Genomic DNA, 18,137 nt, shown 5'->3' with positions numbered 1-18,137 from the left:
CAGGCTTGGGGCATGGCCGTGCAGATCAACCCCAGCATCCTGTCCGCCGACTTCGCCCGTCTTGCCGAGGAGGCAAAAGCGGTGGAAGGGGCGGACTGGCTCCATGTCGACGTCATGGACAACCATTTCGTACCGAATCTCACGCTCGGTGTGCCGGTCGTAGAGTCCCTGGCCCGTGCGACGGACACGCCCCTGGACTGTCATCTGATGATCGAGGACGCAGATCGGTGGGCACCGCAGTACGTCGAAGCGGGGGCGGGTTCCGTCACCTTCCACGCCGAGGCCGCCGCGGCCCCGGTGCGGCTGGCCCGGGAGATCCGCGCCAAGGGCGCCCGCGCCTCGATGGCGCTGAAGCCGGCGACCCCCATCGAGCCGTACGAGGATCTGCTGCCCGAGCTGGACATGCTGCTGATCATGACGGTCGAGCCGGGCTTCGGCGGCCAGGCCTTCCTCGACATCATGCTCCCGAAGATCCGTCGCACCCGTGAGCTGATCAGCAAGCACGGCCTCGAACTGTGGCTCCAGGTGGACGGCGGCGTGTCGGCCTCCACGATCGAGCGGTGCGCCGAGGCGGGGGCCGACGTGTTCGTCGCGGGCTCGGCGGTGTACGGGGCGGCGGACCCGGCGCAGGCGGTACGTGCATTGCGCACCCAGGCCCGGGACGCCACGGCCCAGGCGGCATGGGCGTGCGACCACTGAGCCAAGGGAACGTGAACGGCGCCCATCCGGGCTGATCAAGTACGCCGGATCTGCAAGGATGAACGGCGAATCCAGAATGTGAACAGCAGTGAGGAGATCGCCGTGTCGGGTATGTCGGCGGGCCGGTCAGCCATGCGGATGGGACCCGCTGAGCTGGTGCAGGCGGCGGCCATGGCTCGCCGCTTCTACCTCGAGGGCAAATCCAAGATCCAGATCGCGGAGGAGTTCGGCGTCAGCCGCTTCAAGGTGGCCCGGGTCCTGGAGACCGCTCTCGAACGGGATCTCGTGAGGATCGAGATCCGTGTGCCCGCAGAGCTGGACGCGGAGCGCTCCGACGCGCTGCGCGCCCGCTACGGGCTGCGGCACGCCGTCGTCGTCGAGTCCCCGGCCGAGGCCGAGGAGTCGCCCGACCCCGAGAACCTCGGCGAGGTCGCCGCCGACCTGCTCGGCGAGCTGGTCAACGAGGGCGATGTGCTGGGTCTGGCCTGGGGCCGCTCCACCATCCACATGGCGGCCGCGCTCGACCGGCTGCCGCCGTGCACCGTGGTGCAGCTGACGGGCGTGTACGACGCCGGGACCGCCGAGCGCGGTTCGGTGGAGGCCGTGCGCCGCGCGGCCCAGGTCTCGGGCGGCGACGCGCACCCCATCTACGCGCCGATGCTGCTGCCCGACGCGGCCACCGCGGCCGCGCTGCGCCACCAGACGGGCATCGCCCGCGCCTTCGAGTACTTCGACAAGGTCACGGTGGCGTGCGTCTCCATCGGTTCCTGGGAGCCCGGCATCTCCACGGTGCACGACATGCTCAGTGACGAGGAGCGCGCGCACTACGCGTCCCTCGGCGTCGCCGCCGAGATGTCCGCGCACCTCTTCGACGCGGAGGGGCGCCGGGTCGGGCGCGACCTGGGCGAGCGCTGCATCACGGTCGAGGCCGACCGGCTGCGGCGCATCCCCGAGGTCGTCGCCATCGCGGGCGGGCAGCGCAAGGCCGCCGCGATCGACGCGGTGCTGCGCTCCGGGCTGGTCACCAGCCTGGTGACGGACACCTCCGCGGCGGACTATCTGATGACGGCCGGGCCGACGCCGCGCCCCGCGCTCAACCGGGCGGACCCGGACGGTCCCTGACAGCGCGCCCGCCCGGGGTGGCCGTGGCAGCATCGGCGACATGCTGCTGCGGTCCGTCCCCCGTGCGCTCTCAGGCCTCCTGCTGTGCCTCGCGGTTCTCCTGACGGGCTGCGCGTCGGCGGACACGAACCCCTCGACGGGCACGACGTCGACGGACACGCCGACAGGCACGCGAGACTCGACCGGCACGCGGGCGCCCTTGGACACGCCGGCACCGACGGGCGCGGGCAGGCCGACGGCGACCCCCTCCTGGGTCGGCGGCATGCCCACCGTCGCCGAGTCCCGGCTCCCGGCCGAGGCCCGCCGGACCCTGACACTCATCGACCGGGGCGGCCCCTTCCCGTACGCCAAGGACGGAACCGTCTTCGGCAACTTCGAACGACTGCTACCGCGCCACGAGCGCGGGTACTACCACGAGTACACGGTTCGGACCCCGGGCGAGAGCGACCGGGGAGCCCGTCGGCTGGTCACCGGGCTGCACGGCGAGGTGTACTACACCGATGACCACTACGAGTCGTTCAGGGCGGTGCTGAGATGACCCGAGGCCCCCTCGCGGAGGTGTGCCACGCGGCCGGCTGGCAGGTCACCGTGCTCGACCTGACGGGGATCACCGACAAGGCGGGCTTCATGGCCCGCTGCGTGCGCGCACTCGACCTGCCGGACTGGTTCGGACGGAACTGGGACGCGCTCGCGGACGTCCTCGGCGACCCGGACTGGGGGCCCGCGAGTCCGGGCAGACTGCTCGTGGTGACCGGCTGGCGGCGGTACGCGAAGGCGCGGCCCGAGGAGTGGGAGGTCGCGCAGCAGGTGCTGGAGTCGGCCGCCGGGCACTACGAACAGTTCGACGCGGCACTCTCCGTCGTCCTCTCTCTCGGAGGATCCGACGAACTACCCCCTGACCAGCCTGGATGATCTGTGCGGGCACCGCATACAGGACGGCATGGGACAATGAAGTACGTGCTCTTCCCCCTGGCTGACCTGTCCGGGGGCCACCTCTGATCGACTGGGATGTGCAGCACGTGCGTTTCCTCAACGACATCCAGCCCCCTTACGACCTGACGTACGACGACGTCTTCATGGTGCCGAGCCGTTCCGCGGTCGGCTCGCGTCAGGGCGTGGACCTCACCTCCCCGGACGGCACGGGCACCACGATCCCGCTCGTCGTCGCCAACATGACGGCGATCGCGGGCCGCCGGATGGCCGAGACCGTCGCCCGCCGCGGCGGCCTCGTCGTCATTCCGCAGGACATCCCGATCGAGGTCGTCACCGAGGTCATCAGCTGGGTCAAGGGACGCCACCTGGTGCTCGACACCCCCATCGTCCTCGCGCCCCACCAGACCGTCGCCGACGCGCTGGCGCTGCTGCCCAAGCGTGCGCACAACGCGGGCGTCGTCGTGGACGAGGACGGCCGCCCGGTCGGCGTGGTCACCGACGCCGACCTCACCGGCGTGGACCGCTTCACACAGCTGTCCGAGGTCATGTCCCGGGACCTGCTGCTGCTCGACGCGGAGATCGAGCCGCGCGAGGCCTTCAACCGGCTGGACGCCGCCAACCGTCGCTACGCCCCCGCGGTGGACGGCGACGGCAGGCTCGCCGGCATCCTCACCCGCAAGGGCGCCCTGCGCGCCACGCTGTACACGCCCGCCACCGACGCGGGCGGCAGGCTGCGTATAGCCGCCGCCGTCGGCATCAACGGCGACGTCGCGGGCAAGGCCAAGCAGCTCCTCGACGCGGGCGTCGACACGCTCGTCATCGACACCGCGCACGGGCACCAGGAGTCGATGATCAGCGCGATCCGGACGGTGCGCGGGCTCGACCCGCAGGTGCCGATCGTCGCGGGCAACATCGTCGCCGCCGAGGGTGTCAAGGACCTCGTCGAGGCGGGCGCGGACATCATCAAGGTCGGTGTCGGGCCGGGCGCCATGTGCACCACTCGCATGATGACCGGTGTCGGCCGGCCGCAGTTCTCGGCCGTCCTGGAGTGCGCCGCGGAGGCGAAGAAGTACGGCAAGCACGTGTGGGCCGACGGTGGTGTCCGGCACCCGCGCGACGTCGCCATGGCGCTGGCCGCCGGCGCGTCGAACGTGATGATCGGCTCCTGGTTCGCCGGGACGTTCGAGTCCCCGGGCGACCTCCAGCAGGACGCGGACGGCCGTCTCTACAAGGAGTCCTTCGGCATGGCGTCCGCCCGTGCCGTCCGGAACCGCACCAGCGACGAGTCGGCGTACGACCGGGCCCGCAAGGCGCTGTTCGAGGAGGGCATCTCGACCTCGCGCATGTTCCTCGACCCGGCCCGTCCGGGCGTCGAGGACCTGATCGACTCGGTCATCGCGGGTGTCCGCTCCTCCTGCACCTACGCCGGTGCCAACTCCCTCGCCGAGTTCGCCGAGAAGGCCGTCGTCGGTATCCAGAGCGCGGCCGGCTACGCCGAGGGCAAGCCGCTGCACGCCAGCTGGAGCTGACGCGCGCACCCGCCGTACGGCCCCTTTCCCCGCTGCGGGGGGAGAGGGGCCGTACGCATGTCGTGCCCCGGACGGACCGACGGGTGCCGGGGGACAGGGCGGCGGTCGGTCGAGGGAAGGGCGGACCGGCGGTCGTCAGGTTCTCTTGCCGTCAAGTTCGCTTGACGTGACTCTGGAGACATGACGACGCCACAGAGCATCGAACCGCAGCACACCCTGCTGACCGCCGTGGCCCGCCTCGACGACCTGCGGGCGCGGGATTCGCTTGCCGGGGCGGGGAGCGACGCCGAGTCCCTCGACCGGGCCGAGCTCCTCGAACTTCTCGCGCTGAGCGAGGTGGTCGCCCGCAAGGCGGCCCACGGCCGTCAGCTCACCGTCCGCGCCGCCCGCGAGAGCGGTGCCTCCTGGTCGCAGATCGGCGCGGCCCTGGGCGCCAGCAAGCAGGCGGCCTGGGAGGCCCATACGCGCTGGATCGACGCGCAGGCGGCGGCCTACGGGCAGCCCGGACTCATGGGCTTCGACGAGGAGGACACGGCACGGGCGCGGGCGCTGGCCGGGGATCCGGACGAGACCTGAGACCGTCGGCGTGACCGGTCGTCAGCACTCCGGAACCGACGGGGGCCGCGATCGGCGCGGGCGCGCACACGGTTGCCGGGTCGGCCGCGCACGCGGCGGCCCCGGCGGGTGCGCAGCCGACGCAGGATGGCTCGCTGTGGCCAGGCCGGGGCCGGCGCCGGGTGGTGACGGGTCGTGAGATCGCGTTCGGGCGGCGGGAGTTCGGGGGTCGTGGAGCGGTGTCCGCAGGAGGGCGCGGAGCGGTTCGTGCCCGACCTCGCGAGGCCGTCGCGAACCCCCGCGCGACGTGCGGAAAGGCGCCTCACGCAACCATCGAAAGGGGTCGCGCAACGAACACGCGCCGGGATGCGATGAACGCAACGATCTTGCGGAGATGCGCAAGGTTGCTGCATTACGCCCGCGAAGGCAGGACTCGTAGGGTCATGCGCTGTACATAGGCGTGGCGGGGACCCCGCTCGGTGGGTTCCTGCTCGCAGGGGTGCCGCCGGTCCCCGCTGTTCCGACCGGCAGCGATCAAGGAGCCAGCGCGTGCTCGACCAAGGCGCACCCCCGCAGTCCCGCACCACATCCTCCCCACCGTCCCCCGGCGTCGGAGCGCGCCTCATGCGCCGCAAGCCGGTGGAACGCCTGGTCGCCGAGGGCGGCCAGGGCGAGGGAGGAACGCTGCGGCGCTCCCTCGGGCTGTGGCAGCTCACCATGATCAGCATCGGCGCCACGCTCGGCACCGGCATCTTCGTCGTCCTCGGCGAGGCCGTCCCCAAGGCCGGGCCCGCGGTCACCCTGTCCTTCGTGATCGCCGGACTCACCGCGCTCTTCTCCGCCCTCTCCTACGCCGAGCTGGCGGGCACGATCCCGGTCGCCGGGTCCTCGTACTCCTACGCGTACGCAACCATGGGCGAACTGATCGCCTGGATCTGCGGCTGGTGTCTGGTCCTGGAGTACGGCGTCTCGGTCGCGGCCGTCGCGGTCGGCTGGGGCGAGTACCTGAACGAGCTCCTCGACGGCACCATCGGCGTCACCATCCCGGACGCGCTCTCCGCGCCGCCCGGCGACGGCGGCGTCTTCAACCTGCCGGCCCTCATCGTGGTCCTGCTCGCGATGGCCTTCCTGCTGGGCGGGGCGAAGGAGTCGGCGCGCGCCAACACGATCATGGTGGTCGTGAAGATCGCCGCGCTGGTGCTGTTCTGCGCCATCGGCGTCCAGGGCTTCCGCTCCGGCAACTACGAGCACTTCATGCCGCTCGGCATGGCGGGCGTCAGCGCCGCGGGCGCGACCCTCTTCTTCTCCTACATCGGCTTCGACGCCGCCTCCACGGCCGGTGAGGAGGCGAAGGACGCGCAGCGCGACCTGCCCCGCGCGATCATGCTGTCGCTGGTCATCGTGACGGCCCTGTACGTCCTCGTCGCGGCCGTCGCCGTCGGTGCCAAGCCCTGGCGGCGGTTCGGCGACTCGGAGGCCGCGCTCGCCGAGATCATGAAGGACGTCACCGGTCAGACGTTCTGGGGCACCCTGCTGGCCGCCTGCGCCGTCATCGCCATCGCGAGTGTCGTCCTGACCGTCCTGTACGGCCAGACCCGCATCCTGTTCGCCATGTCCCGCGACGGCCTGGTGCCGAAGGTCTTCTCCAAGGTCCACCCGAAGACCGGCGCGCCCCGCGCGAACACGGTGATCGTCTCGCTCTTCTGCGGCGTCCTCGCCGCCTGCATCCCGCTCGGCCAGCTGGCCGACGCCACCAGCATCGGCACGCTCTTCGCCTTCGCGCTGGTCAATGTCGCCGTGGTGGTGCTGCGCCGGACCCGCCCGGACATGCGGCGCACTTTCCGGGTGCCGCTGTCACCCGTGCTGCCCGCGATCGGCTTCGCGCTGTGCGTGTGGATGATGGGCAGCCTCTCGGCCGTCACCTGGGTGGTCTTCGGAGTCTGGATGGCCGTCGGGCTCGTGTTCTACTTCAGTTACGGCTATCGCCGCTCCCGTATCGCCACCGTAGAAAAGTGAACCACCCGCAGTGCTGAACGATCTCGACGAACGCATCGTGCACGCCCTCGCCGAGGACGCCCGCCGCTCCTACGCCGACATCGGGCAACTCGTCGGCCTCTCCGCGCCCGCCGTGAAGCGGCGCGTGGACCGGCTGCGCGCGACCGGCGCCATCACCGGATTCACCGTACGGGTGGACCCGGCGGCGCTCGGCTGGGAGACCGAGGGGTTCGTCGAGATCTACTGCCGGCGCAACACCTCGCCGGAGACCATCCAGCGGGGGCTGGAGCGGTATCAGGAGGTCGTGGCCGCCTCCACCGTCACCGGGGAGGCGGACGCGGTCGTGCAGGTCTTCGCCTCCGACATGCGGCACTTCGAGCGGGTCCTCGAACGGATCGCCGGGGAGCCGTTCGTGGAGCGGACGAAGTCGGTGCTGGTGCTGTCGCCTCTGTTGCGTCGGTTTTCCTCGGGGTCGCCCACCTAGTCGGCGGCCCTGCAAGTGACCTTTTGCGCCCACGGGGTGGGGGCGCGGGCTGTGCGCGGGTGCGGGGCCTGCCGGGGGCTGGGCGCGCCGTTCCTCGCGCCCCTAGCGGGGCTGTTCCGCCGTCTTGCGGGCCAGGGCGTTGTTTCCCGTCGAGTTGTGCACGCTGAAGCTCACGGCGTCCGAGCGGTAGCGGTCGTCGGACCACTCCACCGGGCGCCCTTCGCGTGTCGTGGTGACCCGGCGGACCCGCAGCAGCGGGCTGGTGCGGCGCACACCGAGCAGTTCGGAGTCCTGGGCGCCCGCCGCGACCGCGTCGATGACGTGCTCGCCGTAGGCGAAGACCACACCGGTGTCCTCGAAGAGCCGCTGGGTGACGGACGGGCAGTCCGGCTCGATGACCTCGACGGCGGGCGAGACCCAGTCCGCGTACACCGTCCGCTCCAGCAGCACCGGCTCGCCGTCCAGGCCGCGCACCCGAAGCACATGCAACACCCTTGTCCCCTCGCGGAGTTGAAGGCGCACGGCGTCCTCCGTCGTCGCGGGACGGTACTCCTGCGCCACCACATGCCCGGTCGCCTCGCGCCCCATCGCGCGCGCCCACTGCGCGAAGCTGCGCAGCTCGGCGAAACTCTGGCTGCGCCGGCTGGCCAGGACCACGCGCCGGGCGCCCTGCCGTGAGCCGATGAGCCCCTCGGCGGTCAGCGCCGCCACGGCCTGGCGGACCGTGCCGCGCGACACTCCGTACCGGGCCGCGAGCTCCGTCTCCGCGGGCAGCAGACTGCCCACCGTGTACTGCTCGCGGTCGATCGCCCGCCGCAGTTCGTCGGCGATCTCCTCGTGTCGCGCCGCCATGCTTCCCCTCGGATCCGACTGCTGTGCACAGCGTGATCAGCGTAATCGAGATCAGGACGTGTTCGGGCATGCCCGGGATTGTGCAGGGAATCGGGGGTCACGGTTTCGCCAAAGTTTACGGACAGGACACCACTGGCGGGCCTACTGAGGCCAACTTGTTCAGACAAGTTCTCCGCTCCATCACACCCTCGTGCGTACTCCTGGAGAGACCGTGACCGTGTTCCTGCCGAGGACCGCCCTCCTCACCGGCGGCCTCGCCGTCGCCGCCGCACTCGCCCTGAGCGCCTGCGGCGCCGCCCCCGACGACAAGGCGACCTCCGCCGACGGCAAGAGCGCGGCCACCGCGACCTCCGCCGCGGACCTCGGCGGCCTCGACGCCCTCGTCCGGGCCGCCAAGAAGGAGGGCACGCTGCACGCGATAGCGCTGCCCCGTGACTGGGCGAACTACGGCGCCCTCATCGACGGCTTCAAGAAGAAGTACGGCATCCGGGTCGAGGTCGAGAACCCGGACGGCTCCAGCCAGGACGAGATCAACGCCGTCACGTCCCGCAAGGGCCAGGACCGTGCACCCGACGTCCTCGACCTCGGCAGCTCCTTCGCGTTGAGCGCCGCCCAGCAGGGGCTGCTCGCCCCCTACAAGGTGGCCGGGTTCGGTGACATCCCCGAGGGCCAGAAGGACGCGGAGGGCCGCTGGTACAACGACTACGGCGGCTACATCTCCATCGGCTGCGACGCCAAGAAGGTCAAGGAGTGCCCGACGACCTTCAAGGACCTCCTCAAGCCGCAGTACAAGGGCAAGGTCGCGCTCAACGGCAATCCCACCAAGTCCGGTTCGGCCTTCGGCGGTGTCTACGCGGCCTCGCTCGCGAACGGCGGCTCCTTCGACGACATCCAGCCCGGCCTGGACTTCTTCGCCGAGCTGAAGAAGAACGGCAACTACACGCCCGTAGAGTCGACTCCGGCCACCGTCGAGAAGGGCGAGACGCCGATCAGCATCGACTGGGACTACCTCAACGCCGGTTACGCAGACGAGTTCAAGTCCAAGGGCGTCGACTGGAAGGTCGCCGTCCCGGCGGACGGCCAGTTCTCCCAGTACTACTCGCAGGCCGTCAACAAGGGCGCCCCGCATCCCGCGGCCGCGCGCCTGTGGCAGGAGTACCTGTACAGCGCCGAGGGCCAGAACCTCTGGCTCAAGGGGTACGCCCGCCCGGCCCTGATGACCGCCATGGACAAGGCCGGCACGCTCGACAAGACCGCCGCCGGCAAGCTCCCCGCCGTGTCCGGCACGCCGAGCTTCCCCAGCGAGGCCCAGCAGAGCAAGGCCAAGACGGTCCTCGCCCAGGGCTGGGGCAAGGCCGTCTCCGGATGACCGCCGTCCTCACCGAGACCGACACGGCGCCCGCCGCTGCAGGCAAGCAGCAGCGGCGGCGCCGCGCCTCCGGCCGGCTCGCCGTCGTCCCGCTGCTCGTCTTCGTCGCGATCGCGTTCGGCATCCCGGCCCTGGCCATGCTGAACGGCGCGTTCACCGTCGAGGACCAGGCCACCGGCGCCACGTCGTACACCGCGGCCAACCTGACCGCCTCTCTCCAGGGTGCCTATCTGACGGCGCTGGTCGGCAGCGTCAAGCTGTCGGCCGTCTCCGCGGCCCTCGCGACCGTCCTCGGACTGCCGCTCGCCCAGGCGGTGGTGACCTCCCGCTCGCGTGCCCTGCGCGAGGCCGTGCTCACCGCGTCCGGCGTCCTCGCCAACTTCGGCGGTGTCCCGCTGGCCTTCGCCTTCGTCGCCACCCTCGGCAACTCCGGTGTGCTCACCCGGCATCTGGGCCTGACCGGCAAGGGCTGGAACCTGTACAGCTTCTGGGGCCTGGTGGTCGTCTACCTGTACTTCCTCGTCCCGCTGATGGTGCTCACCATCACGCCCGCCCTCGACGGACTGCGCTCCCAGTGGCGCGAGGCCGCGCAGAACAACGGCGCGACCGCCTTCCAGTACTGGCGGCACGTGGCCCTGCCCGTCCTCGCGCCCTCGCTCCTCGGCGGCCTGGTGCTGCTGTTCGGCAGTGCCTTCGCCGCGTACGCGACCGCCGCGGCCATGGTGGGCAGCGCGGTCCCGCTGGTCACCCTCCAGATCGCCGACGCCATCTCCGGCAACGTCCTGGTCGGCCAGGAGAACGTGGCGCTCGCCCTCAGCCTCGACATGGTCCTCGTCGCCGGACTGGTCATGGTCGTGTACCTGCCCCTGCAACGACGGAGCGCGCGATGGCTCGCCTGAACCTGTGGCGCTGGGCCGTCCTGGCCCTCGCCGGGCTGTACTTCCTGGTGCCCCTGGCGGCGTCCGTGATCTTCACGGTGGACGTGCCCGGCCGTGGTGTCACCCTCGACGCGTACAGCGAGATCGTCTCCACCGACGGCTTCGCCTCCAGCCTGCTGCTCTCGCTGGAACTGGCCGCCGCCACCATCGCCGTCGTCCTGCTGCTGATGGTGCCCGCCATGGTCGCCCTGCGGCTCGGCGCGCCCCGGCTGCGGCCGGTCGTGGAGGTGGTCTGCTCGCTGCCGCTGGTCGTCCCGCCGATCGCGTTCGTCGCCGGGATCTCCACCGTGCTCAAGTGGGGTCCCGAACACCTCTCCCGCACGCCGCTGTTCCAGACGTTCGTGGCCCTCCAGAACCCCGACTTCCCGTTCGTGCTCGTCCTCGCGTACGTCGTGATGGCACTGCCGTTCGTGCACCGTGCCCTGGACGCGGGGCTGCGTGCCGTCGACGTACGCACCCTCGTCGAGGCCGCCCGCAGCTGCGGCGCCGGCTGGCCGCAGGCGTTGGTCCGGGTCGTCCTGCCCAATCTGCGCGGAGCCCTGCTGAACGCCTCCTTCCTCACACTGGCCCTCGTCCTCGGCGAGTTCACGGTGGCCCAGCTGCTCGGCTTCCAGCCGTTCGCCGTGTGGATCTACAGCGTCGGCGGTTCGCAGGCCCAGCTGTCCGTCGCCGTCTCCGTGCTCAGCCTCCTCGTCACCTGGGCACTGCTCCTCACGCTCGCCGTCCTCGGCGGGCGCTCCCGTACCGCAACCGCTTCGGCAGACCGGGGATGAACCAATGACCGTCGCCACGCTCGATAAGGCCGCCACCGTCGAATTCCGGTCCCTACGGCGGGAGTTCGGTCCGACCGTCGCGCTCGACGGCCTCGACCTGACGGTGCGGCCGGGTGAACTCCTCGCCCTCCTCGGCCCGTCCGGCTGCGGCAAGACCACGGCACTGCGCATGCTGGCCGGGTTCGAACACCCCGACTCCGGCGAGGTGCTGGTCGACGGCGAGGACGTCACGGGAGTCCCGGCGCACCGCCGTGACGCCGGGATGGTCTTCCAGTCCTACAGCCTCTTCCCACACCTGAGCGCCCTCGACAACGTGGCCTTCGGGCTGCGTATGCGCAAGGTGCGTACGGCGGAACGGCGCTCCCGTGCCGCCGAGTTGCTCGACCTCGTGGGACTGGCCGACAAGGGAGAACGCTTCCCTCACCAGCTGTCCGGCGGACAGCAGCAGCGGGTCGCCCTCGCCCGGGCGCTCGCGCTGCGGCCCCGCGTCCTGCTGCTGGACGAGCCGCTGTCCGCGTTGGACGCCAAGGTGCGGCTCACCCTCCGCGACGAGATCCGCCGCCTCCAGCAGGAACTCGGCATCACCACCGTGTTCGTGACGCATGATCAGGAGGAGGCGCTCTCCATGGCGGACCGGGTCGCGGTCATGCGTGCCGGGCGGCTCGAACAGTGCGCCGCACCCGCCGAGCTGTACGGGCGCCCGGCCACCGCCTTCGTCGCCGAGTTCGTGGGCACGATGAGCCGGATCCCCGGGCAGTTGGACGGCGGGACCGTCGAGGTCCTCGGCCTGCGGCTGCCGGTGGACGGCGACGCCCCGGCCGGACGGGACGTCGACGTGCTCGTACGGCCCGAGGCGGTCCGGGTCCGGGCCGACGACGGCGGTGCCGCCCAGGTCGTGGCCACCGCGTTCCTCGGCGCGGCCACCCGCGTCACCGTGCGGCTCGCCGACGGGACCGAGGTCAAGGCCGACCTGGCCACGCACGAGGCCGCGGCACTCGGCCCGGGCGGCGCGGTCACGGTGAGCCTGCCCGACAGGCCCGTCCTGGTCGCCGAGCGCTCCGCCTGAACGGCGCGGGGCACGCGTCGGCGAGCCCCACCGCCCCACACCACGCAGACACCTGCACGCGTCCCACCCACCGACACCCCCCGACGAAAGAGAGCCCCGTGACCCACCGCACCACCCCGCGGCCCACCCTCCAGGCCGTCCTGTTCGACATGGACGGCACGCTCGTGGACACCGAGCGGCTGTGGTGGGAGGCGGTGGAGCAGGTGGCCGACGGGCTCGGGCACGGGCTGACCGGCGCCGACCAGCCCGAGGTGCTCGGACGGCCCGTCGAGCACACCGCCGCATGGCTCGGCGGGATCACCGGAGCCCCGGTGCCGGAGATCGCCGAGGAGCTGCACAGGGAGTTCGCGCACCGCGTCCGCACCGGCGTCGTGCCCCGCCCGGGGGCGACGCGGCTGCTGGACGCCCTGGCCCGTGACGGCGTGCCGACCGCCCTGGTCACCGCGTCGCCCCGGTCCGTGGCGGACACGGTCCTCAGGGCTCTCGGGGCCGAACGCTTCGCCGTCTCGGTCACCGCCGACGACACCGAACACACCAAGCCCGCCCCCGACCCCTATCTCGCCGCCTGCCGCGCCCTCGGTGTCGAGCCCGCCGCCTGCGTCGCCGTGGAGGACACCCCGACCGGGGTCACCTCCGCCGAGGCGGCCGGCTGCGCCGTGCTCGCCGTGCCCTCCCTCGCGCCGATCGCCCCCGCCGCCGGACGCACCGTCCTCGCCAGCCTGGAGGAGGTGACCCCGGACGGACTGCGGGCGATGGTCGCGCCGCGCGAGCTGCGGGTGATGAGCTGGAACCTCTGGTGCGGCGGCACCGAGGTCGACGACCACCGGGCGAAGCAGCTCAAGGTCATCACGGAGACGGGCGCGGACGTCGTCGGGCTCCAGGAGACGTACGGGGACTCCGCCCGGGAACTCGCGGACGCGCTCGGCTGGCACCACCACCGCGCCGGCGACAACCTCGGCGTCATCAGCCGGTACCCCGTCACGGCCCGCCTTGGCGACCCGGACGTCGGCTTCTACGGCGGCACGGGCGTGCGGATCCGGCTGGACGACGGACAGCGGCTGGACGTGTGGACCGCGCACCTCGACCACACCCCGTACGGCCCGTACGAGGCCGCCTTCGACGGGCTCGCGGCGGACGAGCTGATCGCCCACGAAGGCGTACGCCTGGCACAGATGCGGGAGATCCTCCGGAGGATCGCGGACGCGGCGGACGACGCCGTGCCGGTGGTGCTGACCGGCGACTTCAACGCGCCCTCGCATCTGGACCGGCAGGACGTCGAGTGGCCCGTGACGAGGGCCGCCGAGGAGGCCGGACTGCGCGACTCGTACCGCGAGGCCCACCCCGACCCCGCGCGGGAACCGGGCCACACCTGGTCGCCGGTGCACGGGCTGCACGAGGACGGCAGCGGGCGGCCCGAACCCCAGGACCGCATCGACTTCGTCCTGCACCGCGGTCTGCGCGTGCTCGACTCGCGCACGGTCGTCAGCGGCACCCCGCGCTGCTGGCCGGACGTCGCGGGCAACGACTGGCCGTCGGACCACGCGGCGGTCGTCACGACCTTCGCGCTGCCCCGCGCCGCCGCTCCGGGCGCGGCCCAGCCGGCCGGCCCGACGGCGGGTGGGTGAGCCGGGAGCCGGCGCGGACAGCCATTGCGCTTCGAGCACGCCATCCCCTAGGTTGATCCGCGCACTCGCTACCAGCGAGTAACACCGATGGGTAACGAACCGTCGCCCGGCCACCCGACCGTCCTGCCGTCCTGGGGAGTCCATGCGCTGGCCCTTCGGCCGTCCCTCCACGGTCCGTACCCGCATCGTGGCGCTCGCGCTCGCCCCGGTCGTCGCCCTCATGGCGCTGTGGAGCTTCGCCATGGTCTCCGTGACCGGCGAACTCCGCGCGCTCGTCCGGGTCCAGGGGGTGTACGAGTCCTTCGGCACCCCCGTCGACACGGCGATCGGGCAGATCCAGATCGAACGCCGGCTCGCCGCCGCGTACCTGGGCGCGGAGCCCCGCACGGCCGCGGCCCTCGACCTGATGGAGCAGCAGCGCCGGACCGACCGTGCCGTGACGGCCATGCGCGAGGCGATCCGGGGCGGCGACCGGGGCACGCTCTCCGACCGGCAGCGCCAAGTCCTCGACACCATGCTCGACTCCGTGGACGGCCTCGACGGACTGCGGCAGCGCGTGCTGTCCCGCGACATCTCCTGGGACCGCGCCGTCACCGAGTACAGCGCCCTCGTGGAACCGGGCTTCGACGTCCAGTCGGCGCTCACCGCGCTGCAGGCCGGACAACTCGCCCGTGAGGCCCAGGTCGTGATCGAGCTGGTGCGGGTACGGGAGTTCGTGTCGCGGGAGGACGCCCTCGTCGCCGGGGCGCGGGCCGCCGGATCGCTCACCGACCGGCAGTACGACACGCTCACCGCGACCATCGAGGACCGCCGCGTCTTCGAGCGGACCTATGTGCCCGACCTCCCCGCCGACTCGCGCGCACTCTTCGAGGGGTTCCAGCGGGCAGACGTGCACCGGGAGCTGACCCGGGGCGAGGACTTCCTGCTGCGGGCCGGGGCGCAGCGTGCCGGGGAGGCCGTCGCGGCCGGCTCCTGGCGCACCACGACCGACCGCGCCGTCAAGCGCTACATGCAGTCGTGCACCCGGGCGGCCGTCAACTCCGCCGAGCGCGGGCGGGCGTTCGCCTACCGGGAGCTCGCCAAGGCCGCGATCGTCGGCGCGCTCGGCCTCGCCGCGGTGGGCCTTTCCCTGTGGTTCGCCGTGCGCGGCGCCCGCCGCATCTCGCGCCGCCTGGAGGCGCTGCGTGACGCCGCCGACCGCCTGACCACCCGCCAACTCCCGGACGTCATGCGGAGGCTGAGCGCCGGCGAGGAGGTGGACGCCGCCGCCGAGGCACCGCCCCTGGCCGACGGGGAGGCGGGAGCCGACGAGATCGGCCAGGTGGGCCGGTCCTTCAACACGGCGCGCCTCGCCGCCGTGGAGGCCGCCGTCCGGCAGGCCACCCTGCGCCGCGGACTGTTCGCCGTGCTCCTCAACATCGCGCGCCGCAACCAGGCGCTCGTCCACCGGCAACTCAAACTCGTCGACACGCTGGAGCGGCGCACCGACGACCCGGACGTGCTGGACGACCTGTTCCGGATCGACCATCTCACCACGCGCATGCGCCGCCACGCGGAGAGCCTGATCATCCTCTCCGGCGCGGCACCGGGCCGCCGATGGCGGGCGCCCGTGCCCGTCGCCGACGTGGTGTCCTCCGCGGTGAGCGAGATCGAGGAGTACGCGCGCGTGGTGGTCCCGCCGATGCCGGACACGGGCATCGCCGCGGACGCCGTCGCCGACGTCGTCCACCTCGTCGCCGAACTCGTCGAGAACGCCACGGTGTTCTCGCCGCCGCACACCCAGGTCACCCTGCGCACGAGCCGGGCCGGCGGCGGTTTCGTCCTGGAGATCGACGACCGGGGCCTCGGCCTCGACCCCGAACAGATGGAGGAGGCCCACCGCACCCTCACCACGCCGGACGACTTCGACCCGACGCGGCACGACCGGCTCGGGCTGTACGTGGTGGGGCGGCTCGCCGCACGGCACGGCATCGAGGTCACGCTGTGCCGCTCGCCCTACGGCGGCACCACGGCGGTCGTACTGCTGCCCCGGGCGGTCCTCGCCCCGGTGGAGCCCGAACGGCCGGAGCCGGGCCGCCCCGAGCTCGCACGACGGGAGCGCGCGCGGCCGGCGACGGCACCCGAGGGCCGGGCGACCGAGCGCCCGGCGACCGGGTCCGGCCGATCGGCGGGGACGCCGGACCCGGATCGCCGGGCACTGCCCTCCCGGAACCGGACGGCGGTCCTGCCCCAGCAACGGACAGGGGAGCCGGGCGAGGCGGCGGACGCCGCGCCGGAGGCCGGGCAGGACACGGTCCGCGAGCGGGAGGGGGAGCGGTGGCAGGAGGGACCCGGGGTGCGGTGGCCCGGACGGGAAGGTGCCCGTGAGGAACCCCCACGGGACGGAGCCCGTGAGTGGGAGCCCGAACGGGAGGGAGCCCGTGAGTGGGGGCCCGGATGGGACGGAGCCCGTGAGTGGGGGCCCGGACGGGACGGAGTACCTGAGCGGGAGCCCGGACGGAACGGAGTACCTGAGCGGGAGCAGTGGCGTGGCGCGGGTCGGGGGTCCGAGGGGCGGCGGGGCGCCGGTCGTGAGCCGGACCGACGGCAGGAGGCCGCACACGGGCCGGAAGCCGGTGCGGCCGCGGGCGCTCCCGCCCTGCCGACCCGCGTGCGCCAGGCCTCCCTCGCCGCCGGGCTGCGCACCGAGGAGCCGGCGTCCGAGGAGGCACCGGAACGCGAGGTCACGCCCGAGGAGATGCGCGCCGTCTTCGGCGCCTTCCAGCGCGGACTCGACCGGGGCCGCAGGGGCCTGCCCACGGACCCCGGATCCGCGCCGCGAACCGACACCGAGGAAGGGACGGACGCCGACGATGCGCCGTGACCAGATCACCGACGGCCCCACCGAGGTCCCCGGGCCCGCGGACACCGCCGCCGAACCGCCCGGAGCGGACCTCGGCTGGCTGCTCGACGACCTCGTGGCCCGAACGGACCACGTCCGCCAGGCCGTACTGCTGACCGCCGACGGGCTCCCGCTGAGCCGCTCGGACGGCATGCGGCGCGCGGACATCGAGCACCTCGCCGCCGTCTGCGCCGGCTTCCACAGCCTCGCCCGCTCGGCAGGGGAGCGTTTCGCGGCGGGGGAGGTGCGCCAGACCATGGTGATGCTCGACGACGCGTATCTCTTCATCACCCCTGCCGGGGAGGGCAGCCGGCTCGCCGTACTGAGCGACGTGCAGACCGATGTCGGACAGCTCGCCCACGAGATGACGCTGCTCGTCCGCCGCGTCGGCCGGCACATGGCCGCCGCCGTACGGTCGGCCGCCGAACCGGCGGGGCCCTGAGCCCGCCGTGTCCGACGACCACTGGTACGAGGACGAGACCGGGTCGATGGTGCGGCCGTACACGATGACGCGGGGGCGGACCCGGCCCTCGGACCGGCACGCGATCGACCTGATGTCGCGGGTCACCGCCCTGGACACGGACGCGGGGCTCCCGGGTGTGGACCACGCCCGGGCCGCCCTGCTGGAGCACGTGCGCCGCGGCCCCCGGCCCGTGGTCGAGCTCGCCGCGGACGCCGACCTGCCGCTGACCGTCGTGCGCGTCCTGCTCGACGACCTGGCCGAGGCCGGTCTGGTGCGCGTCGACGACCCGCCGCGGCACGCTCCGGGCGGACCGGTGGCCGACCCGGAGCTGCTGCGCGAGATCGTCGAGCGCCTGCGCGAGCTCTGAGGACCCGACGCGTGCGGTGCCGTGACCGGCGGGCCTGGTCTCCGGGGCCGACGTGGCCGGGCATCGGGGCCGAGGCGAGAGCAGGCGTCGGCGCGAAGGTCGGCCCGGGCGCCACGGCCGGTGCGTGCCCGGCCGCGGCCGTGGCGGCCGACGGGCCAGGTCATCTGGAGTTGACGCGGTCCGGGTGTCGGGACCGACGCGAGTCCGGGCGTCGGCGCGAAGACCAGCCGGGGCAGCGGGGCACGGGGCATCGGGGCATCGGCGAGCCCTGTCGGCGGCGCCGGTCCCGGCCTGGTCTCCGGGGCCCGTGCGAGCCCCGCCGCTGAAGCCGGCGGGCGGCGGCCGACGGGCCGGATACGTGCGTCGGGCCCGGAGCGTGGGCCGCCGGGGCGCGGCCGTGCGGTCGCCGGCCGGTCGCACGCCTGTGACCTGCGCCTCAGGGGCAGCAGAGCCCCTTCCGAGGGCGCGCAACGAATCACCGCCGAA

General features: G+C 72.8%; 17 protein-coding genes. 16 read left to right on the top strand and 1 reads right to left on the bottom strand.

What is annotated here, in order from left to right; all coding sequences use genetic code 11:
- Nucleotides 1-12: 12 nt before the first annotated feature.
- From rpe to ABEB03_RS39500, 8 genes are all read left to right on the top strand, one after another.
- Complete coding sequence (gene rpe / locus ABEB03_RS39535; protein WP_095933016.1) at nucleotides 13-699, top strand: ribulose-phosphate 3-epimerase; 687 nt, start codon at nucleotides 13-15, stop codon at nucleotides 697-699.
- Nucleotides 700-777: 78 nt separating this feature from the next.
- Nucleotides 778-1,821, top strand: coding sequence for a sugar-binding transcriptional regulator (locus ABEB03_RS39530; protein ID WP_345657808.1), 1,044 nt, complete (start codon nucleotides 778-780; stop codon nucleotides 1,819-1,821).
- A 40-nt stretch (nucleotides 1,822-1,861) separates the two neighbouring features.
- Complete coding sequence (locus ABEB03_RS39525; RefSeq protein WP_345657806.1) at nucleotides 1,862-2,359, top strand: guanyl-specific ribonuclease; 498 nt, start codon at nucleotides 1,862-1,864, stop codon at nucleotides 2,357-2,359.
- Nucleotides 2,356-2,733, top strand: a complete 378-nt coding sequence (locus ABEB03_RS39520; protein WP_345657805.1) for a barstar family protein — start codon at nucleotides 2,356-2,358, stop codon at nucleotides 2,731-2,733. The genes ABEB03_RS39525 and ABEB03_RS39520 overlap by 4 nt, the downstream gene beginning before the upstream one ends.
- A 107-nt stretch (nucleotides 2,734-2,840) precedes the next feature.
- Nucleotides 2,841-4,283 carry a GuaB1 family IMP dehydrogenase-related protein gene (locus ABEB03_RS39515; protein WP_345657827.1) on the top strand — a complete coding sequence of 481 codons (1,443 nt, stop codon included), beginning with the start codon at nucleotides 2,841-2,843 and terminating at the stop codon, nucleotides 4,281-4,283.
- A gap of 180 nt (nucleotides 4,284-4,463) precedes the next feature.
- Nucleotides 4,464-4,859, top strand: a complete 396-nt coding sequence (locus ABEB03_RS39510) for a hypothetical protein (RefSeq protein WP_345657804.1) — start codon at nucleotides 4,464-4,466, stop codon at nucleotides 4,857-4,859.
- 528 nt (nucleotides 4,860-5,387) lie between these two features.
- Entirely contained in the window at nucleotides 5,388-6,854 is a 1,467-nt protein-coding gene (locus ABEB03_RS39505) for an amino acid permease (protein WP_345657803.1), read from the top strand.
- A 10-nt stretch (nucleotides 6,855-6,864) separates the two neighbouring features.
- Nucleotides 6,865-7,317: an Lrp/AsnC family transcriptional regulator gene (locus ABEB03_RS39500; RefSeq protein ID WP_015661832.1), complete on the top strand. Its 453-nt coding sequence runs from the start codon at nucleotides 6,865-6,867 to the stop codon at nucleotides 7,315-7,317.
- A gap of 102 nt (nucleotides 7,318-7,419) precedes the next feature.
- On the opposite strand, the gene ABEB03_RS39495 is transcribed toward ABEB03_RS39500, so the two are convergent.
- Nucleotides 7,420-8,169 (bottom strand): GntR family transcriptional regulator, encoded by a 750-nt coding sequence (locus tag ABEB03_RS39495; protein ID WP_345657802.1) that lies wholly within the window; start codon nucleotides 8,167-8,169, stop codon nucleotides 7,420-7,422.
- Between the two features lie 211 nt (nucleotides 8,170-8,380).
- Here ABEB03_RS39495 and ABEB03_RS39490 point away from each other — a divergent pair, with 211 nt between their 5' ends.
- The 8 genes from ABEB03_RS39490 to ABEB03_RS39455 all read left to right on the top strand — a co-directional run bounded on the left by ABEB03_RS39490 (nucleotide 8,381) and on the right by ABEB03_RS39455 (nucleotide 17,651).
- Nucleotides 8,381-9,538 (top strand): ABC transporter substrate-binding protein, encoded by a 1,158-nt coding sequence (locus ABEB03_RS39490; protein ID WP_345657801.1) that lies wholly within the window; start codon nucleotides 8,381-8,383, stop codon nucleotides 9,536-9,538.
- The gene (locus ABEB03_RS39485; RefSeq protein WP_345657800.1) at nucleotides 9,535-10,437 is read left to right on the top strand and encodes an ABC transporter permease; all 903 of its coding nucleotides are present in this window, start codon (nucleotides 9,535-9,537) and stop codon (nucleotides 10,435-10,437) included. Before ABEB03_RS39490 ends, ABEB03_RS39485 begins: the two co-directional genes overlap by 4 nt.
- Entirely contained in the window at nucleotides 10,425-11,249 is an 825-nt protein-coding gene (locus ABEB03_RS39480) for an ABC transporter permease (RefSeq protein WP_095933007.1), read from the top strand. Before ABEB03_RS39485 ends, ABEB03_RS39480 begins: the two co-directional genes overlap by 13 nt.
- A 4-nt stretch (nucleotides 11,250-11,253) precedes the next feature.
- Entirely contained in the window at nucleotides 11,254-12,315 is a 1,062-nt protein-coding gene (locus ABEB03_RS39475; RefSeq protein WP_345657799.1) for an ABC transporter ATP-binding protein, read from the top strand.
- Between the two features lie 98 nt (nucleotides 12,316-12,413).
- Nucleotides 12,414-13,940, top strand: coding sequence for an HAD-IA family hydrolase (locus tag ABEB03_RS39470; RefSeq protein ID WP_345657798.1), 1,527 nt, complete (start codon nucleotides 12,414-12,416; stop codon nucleotides 13,938-13,940).
- A gap of 142 nt (nucleotides 13,941-14,082) precedes the next feature.
- Complete coding sequence (locus ABEB03_RS39465; protein ID WP_345657797.1) at nucleotides 14,083-16,803, top strand: sensor histidine kinase; 2,721 nt, start codon at nucleotides 14,083-14,085, stop codon at nucleotides 16,801-16,803.
- On the top strand, nucleotides 16,793-17,263 hold the full coding sequence (locus ABEB03_RS39460) for a roadblock/LC7 domain-containing protein (RefSeq protein WP_345657796.1): 471 nt from the start codon (nucleotides 16,793-16,795) through the stop codon (nucleotides 17,261-17,263). Before ABEB03_RS39465 ends, ABEB03_RS39460 begins: the two co-directional genes overlap by 11 nt.
- A gap of 7 nt (nucleotides 17,264-17,270) precedes the next feature.
- The gene (locus ABEB03_RS39455) at nucleotides 17,271-17,651 is read left to right on the top strand and encodes a DUF742 domain-containing protein (protein WP_345657795.1); all 381 of its coding nucleotides are present in this window, start codon (nucleotides 17,271-17,273) and stop codon (nucleotides 17,649-17,651) included.
- The last annotated feature ends 486 nt before the right edge of the window (nucleotides 17,652-18,137 follow it).

The sequence above is a fragment of the Streptomyces siamensis genome (assembly GCF_039543605.1).
Taxonomy (GTDB): domain Bacteria; phylum Actinomycetota; class Actinomycetes; order Streptomycetales; family Streptomycetaceae; genus Streptomyces; species Streptomyces siamensis.
This window is presented reverse-complemented; position numbering and strand designations above follow the sequence as displayed.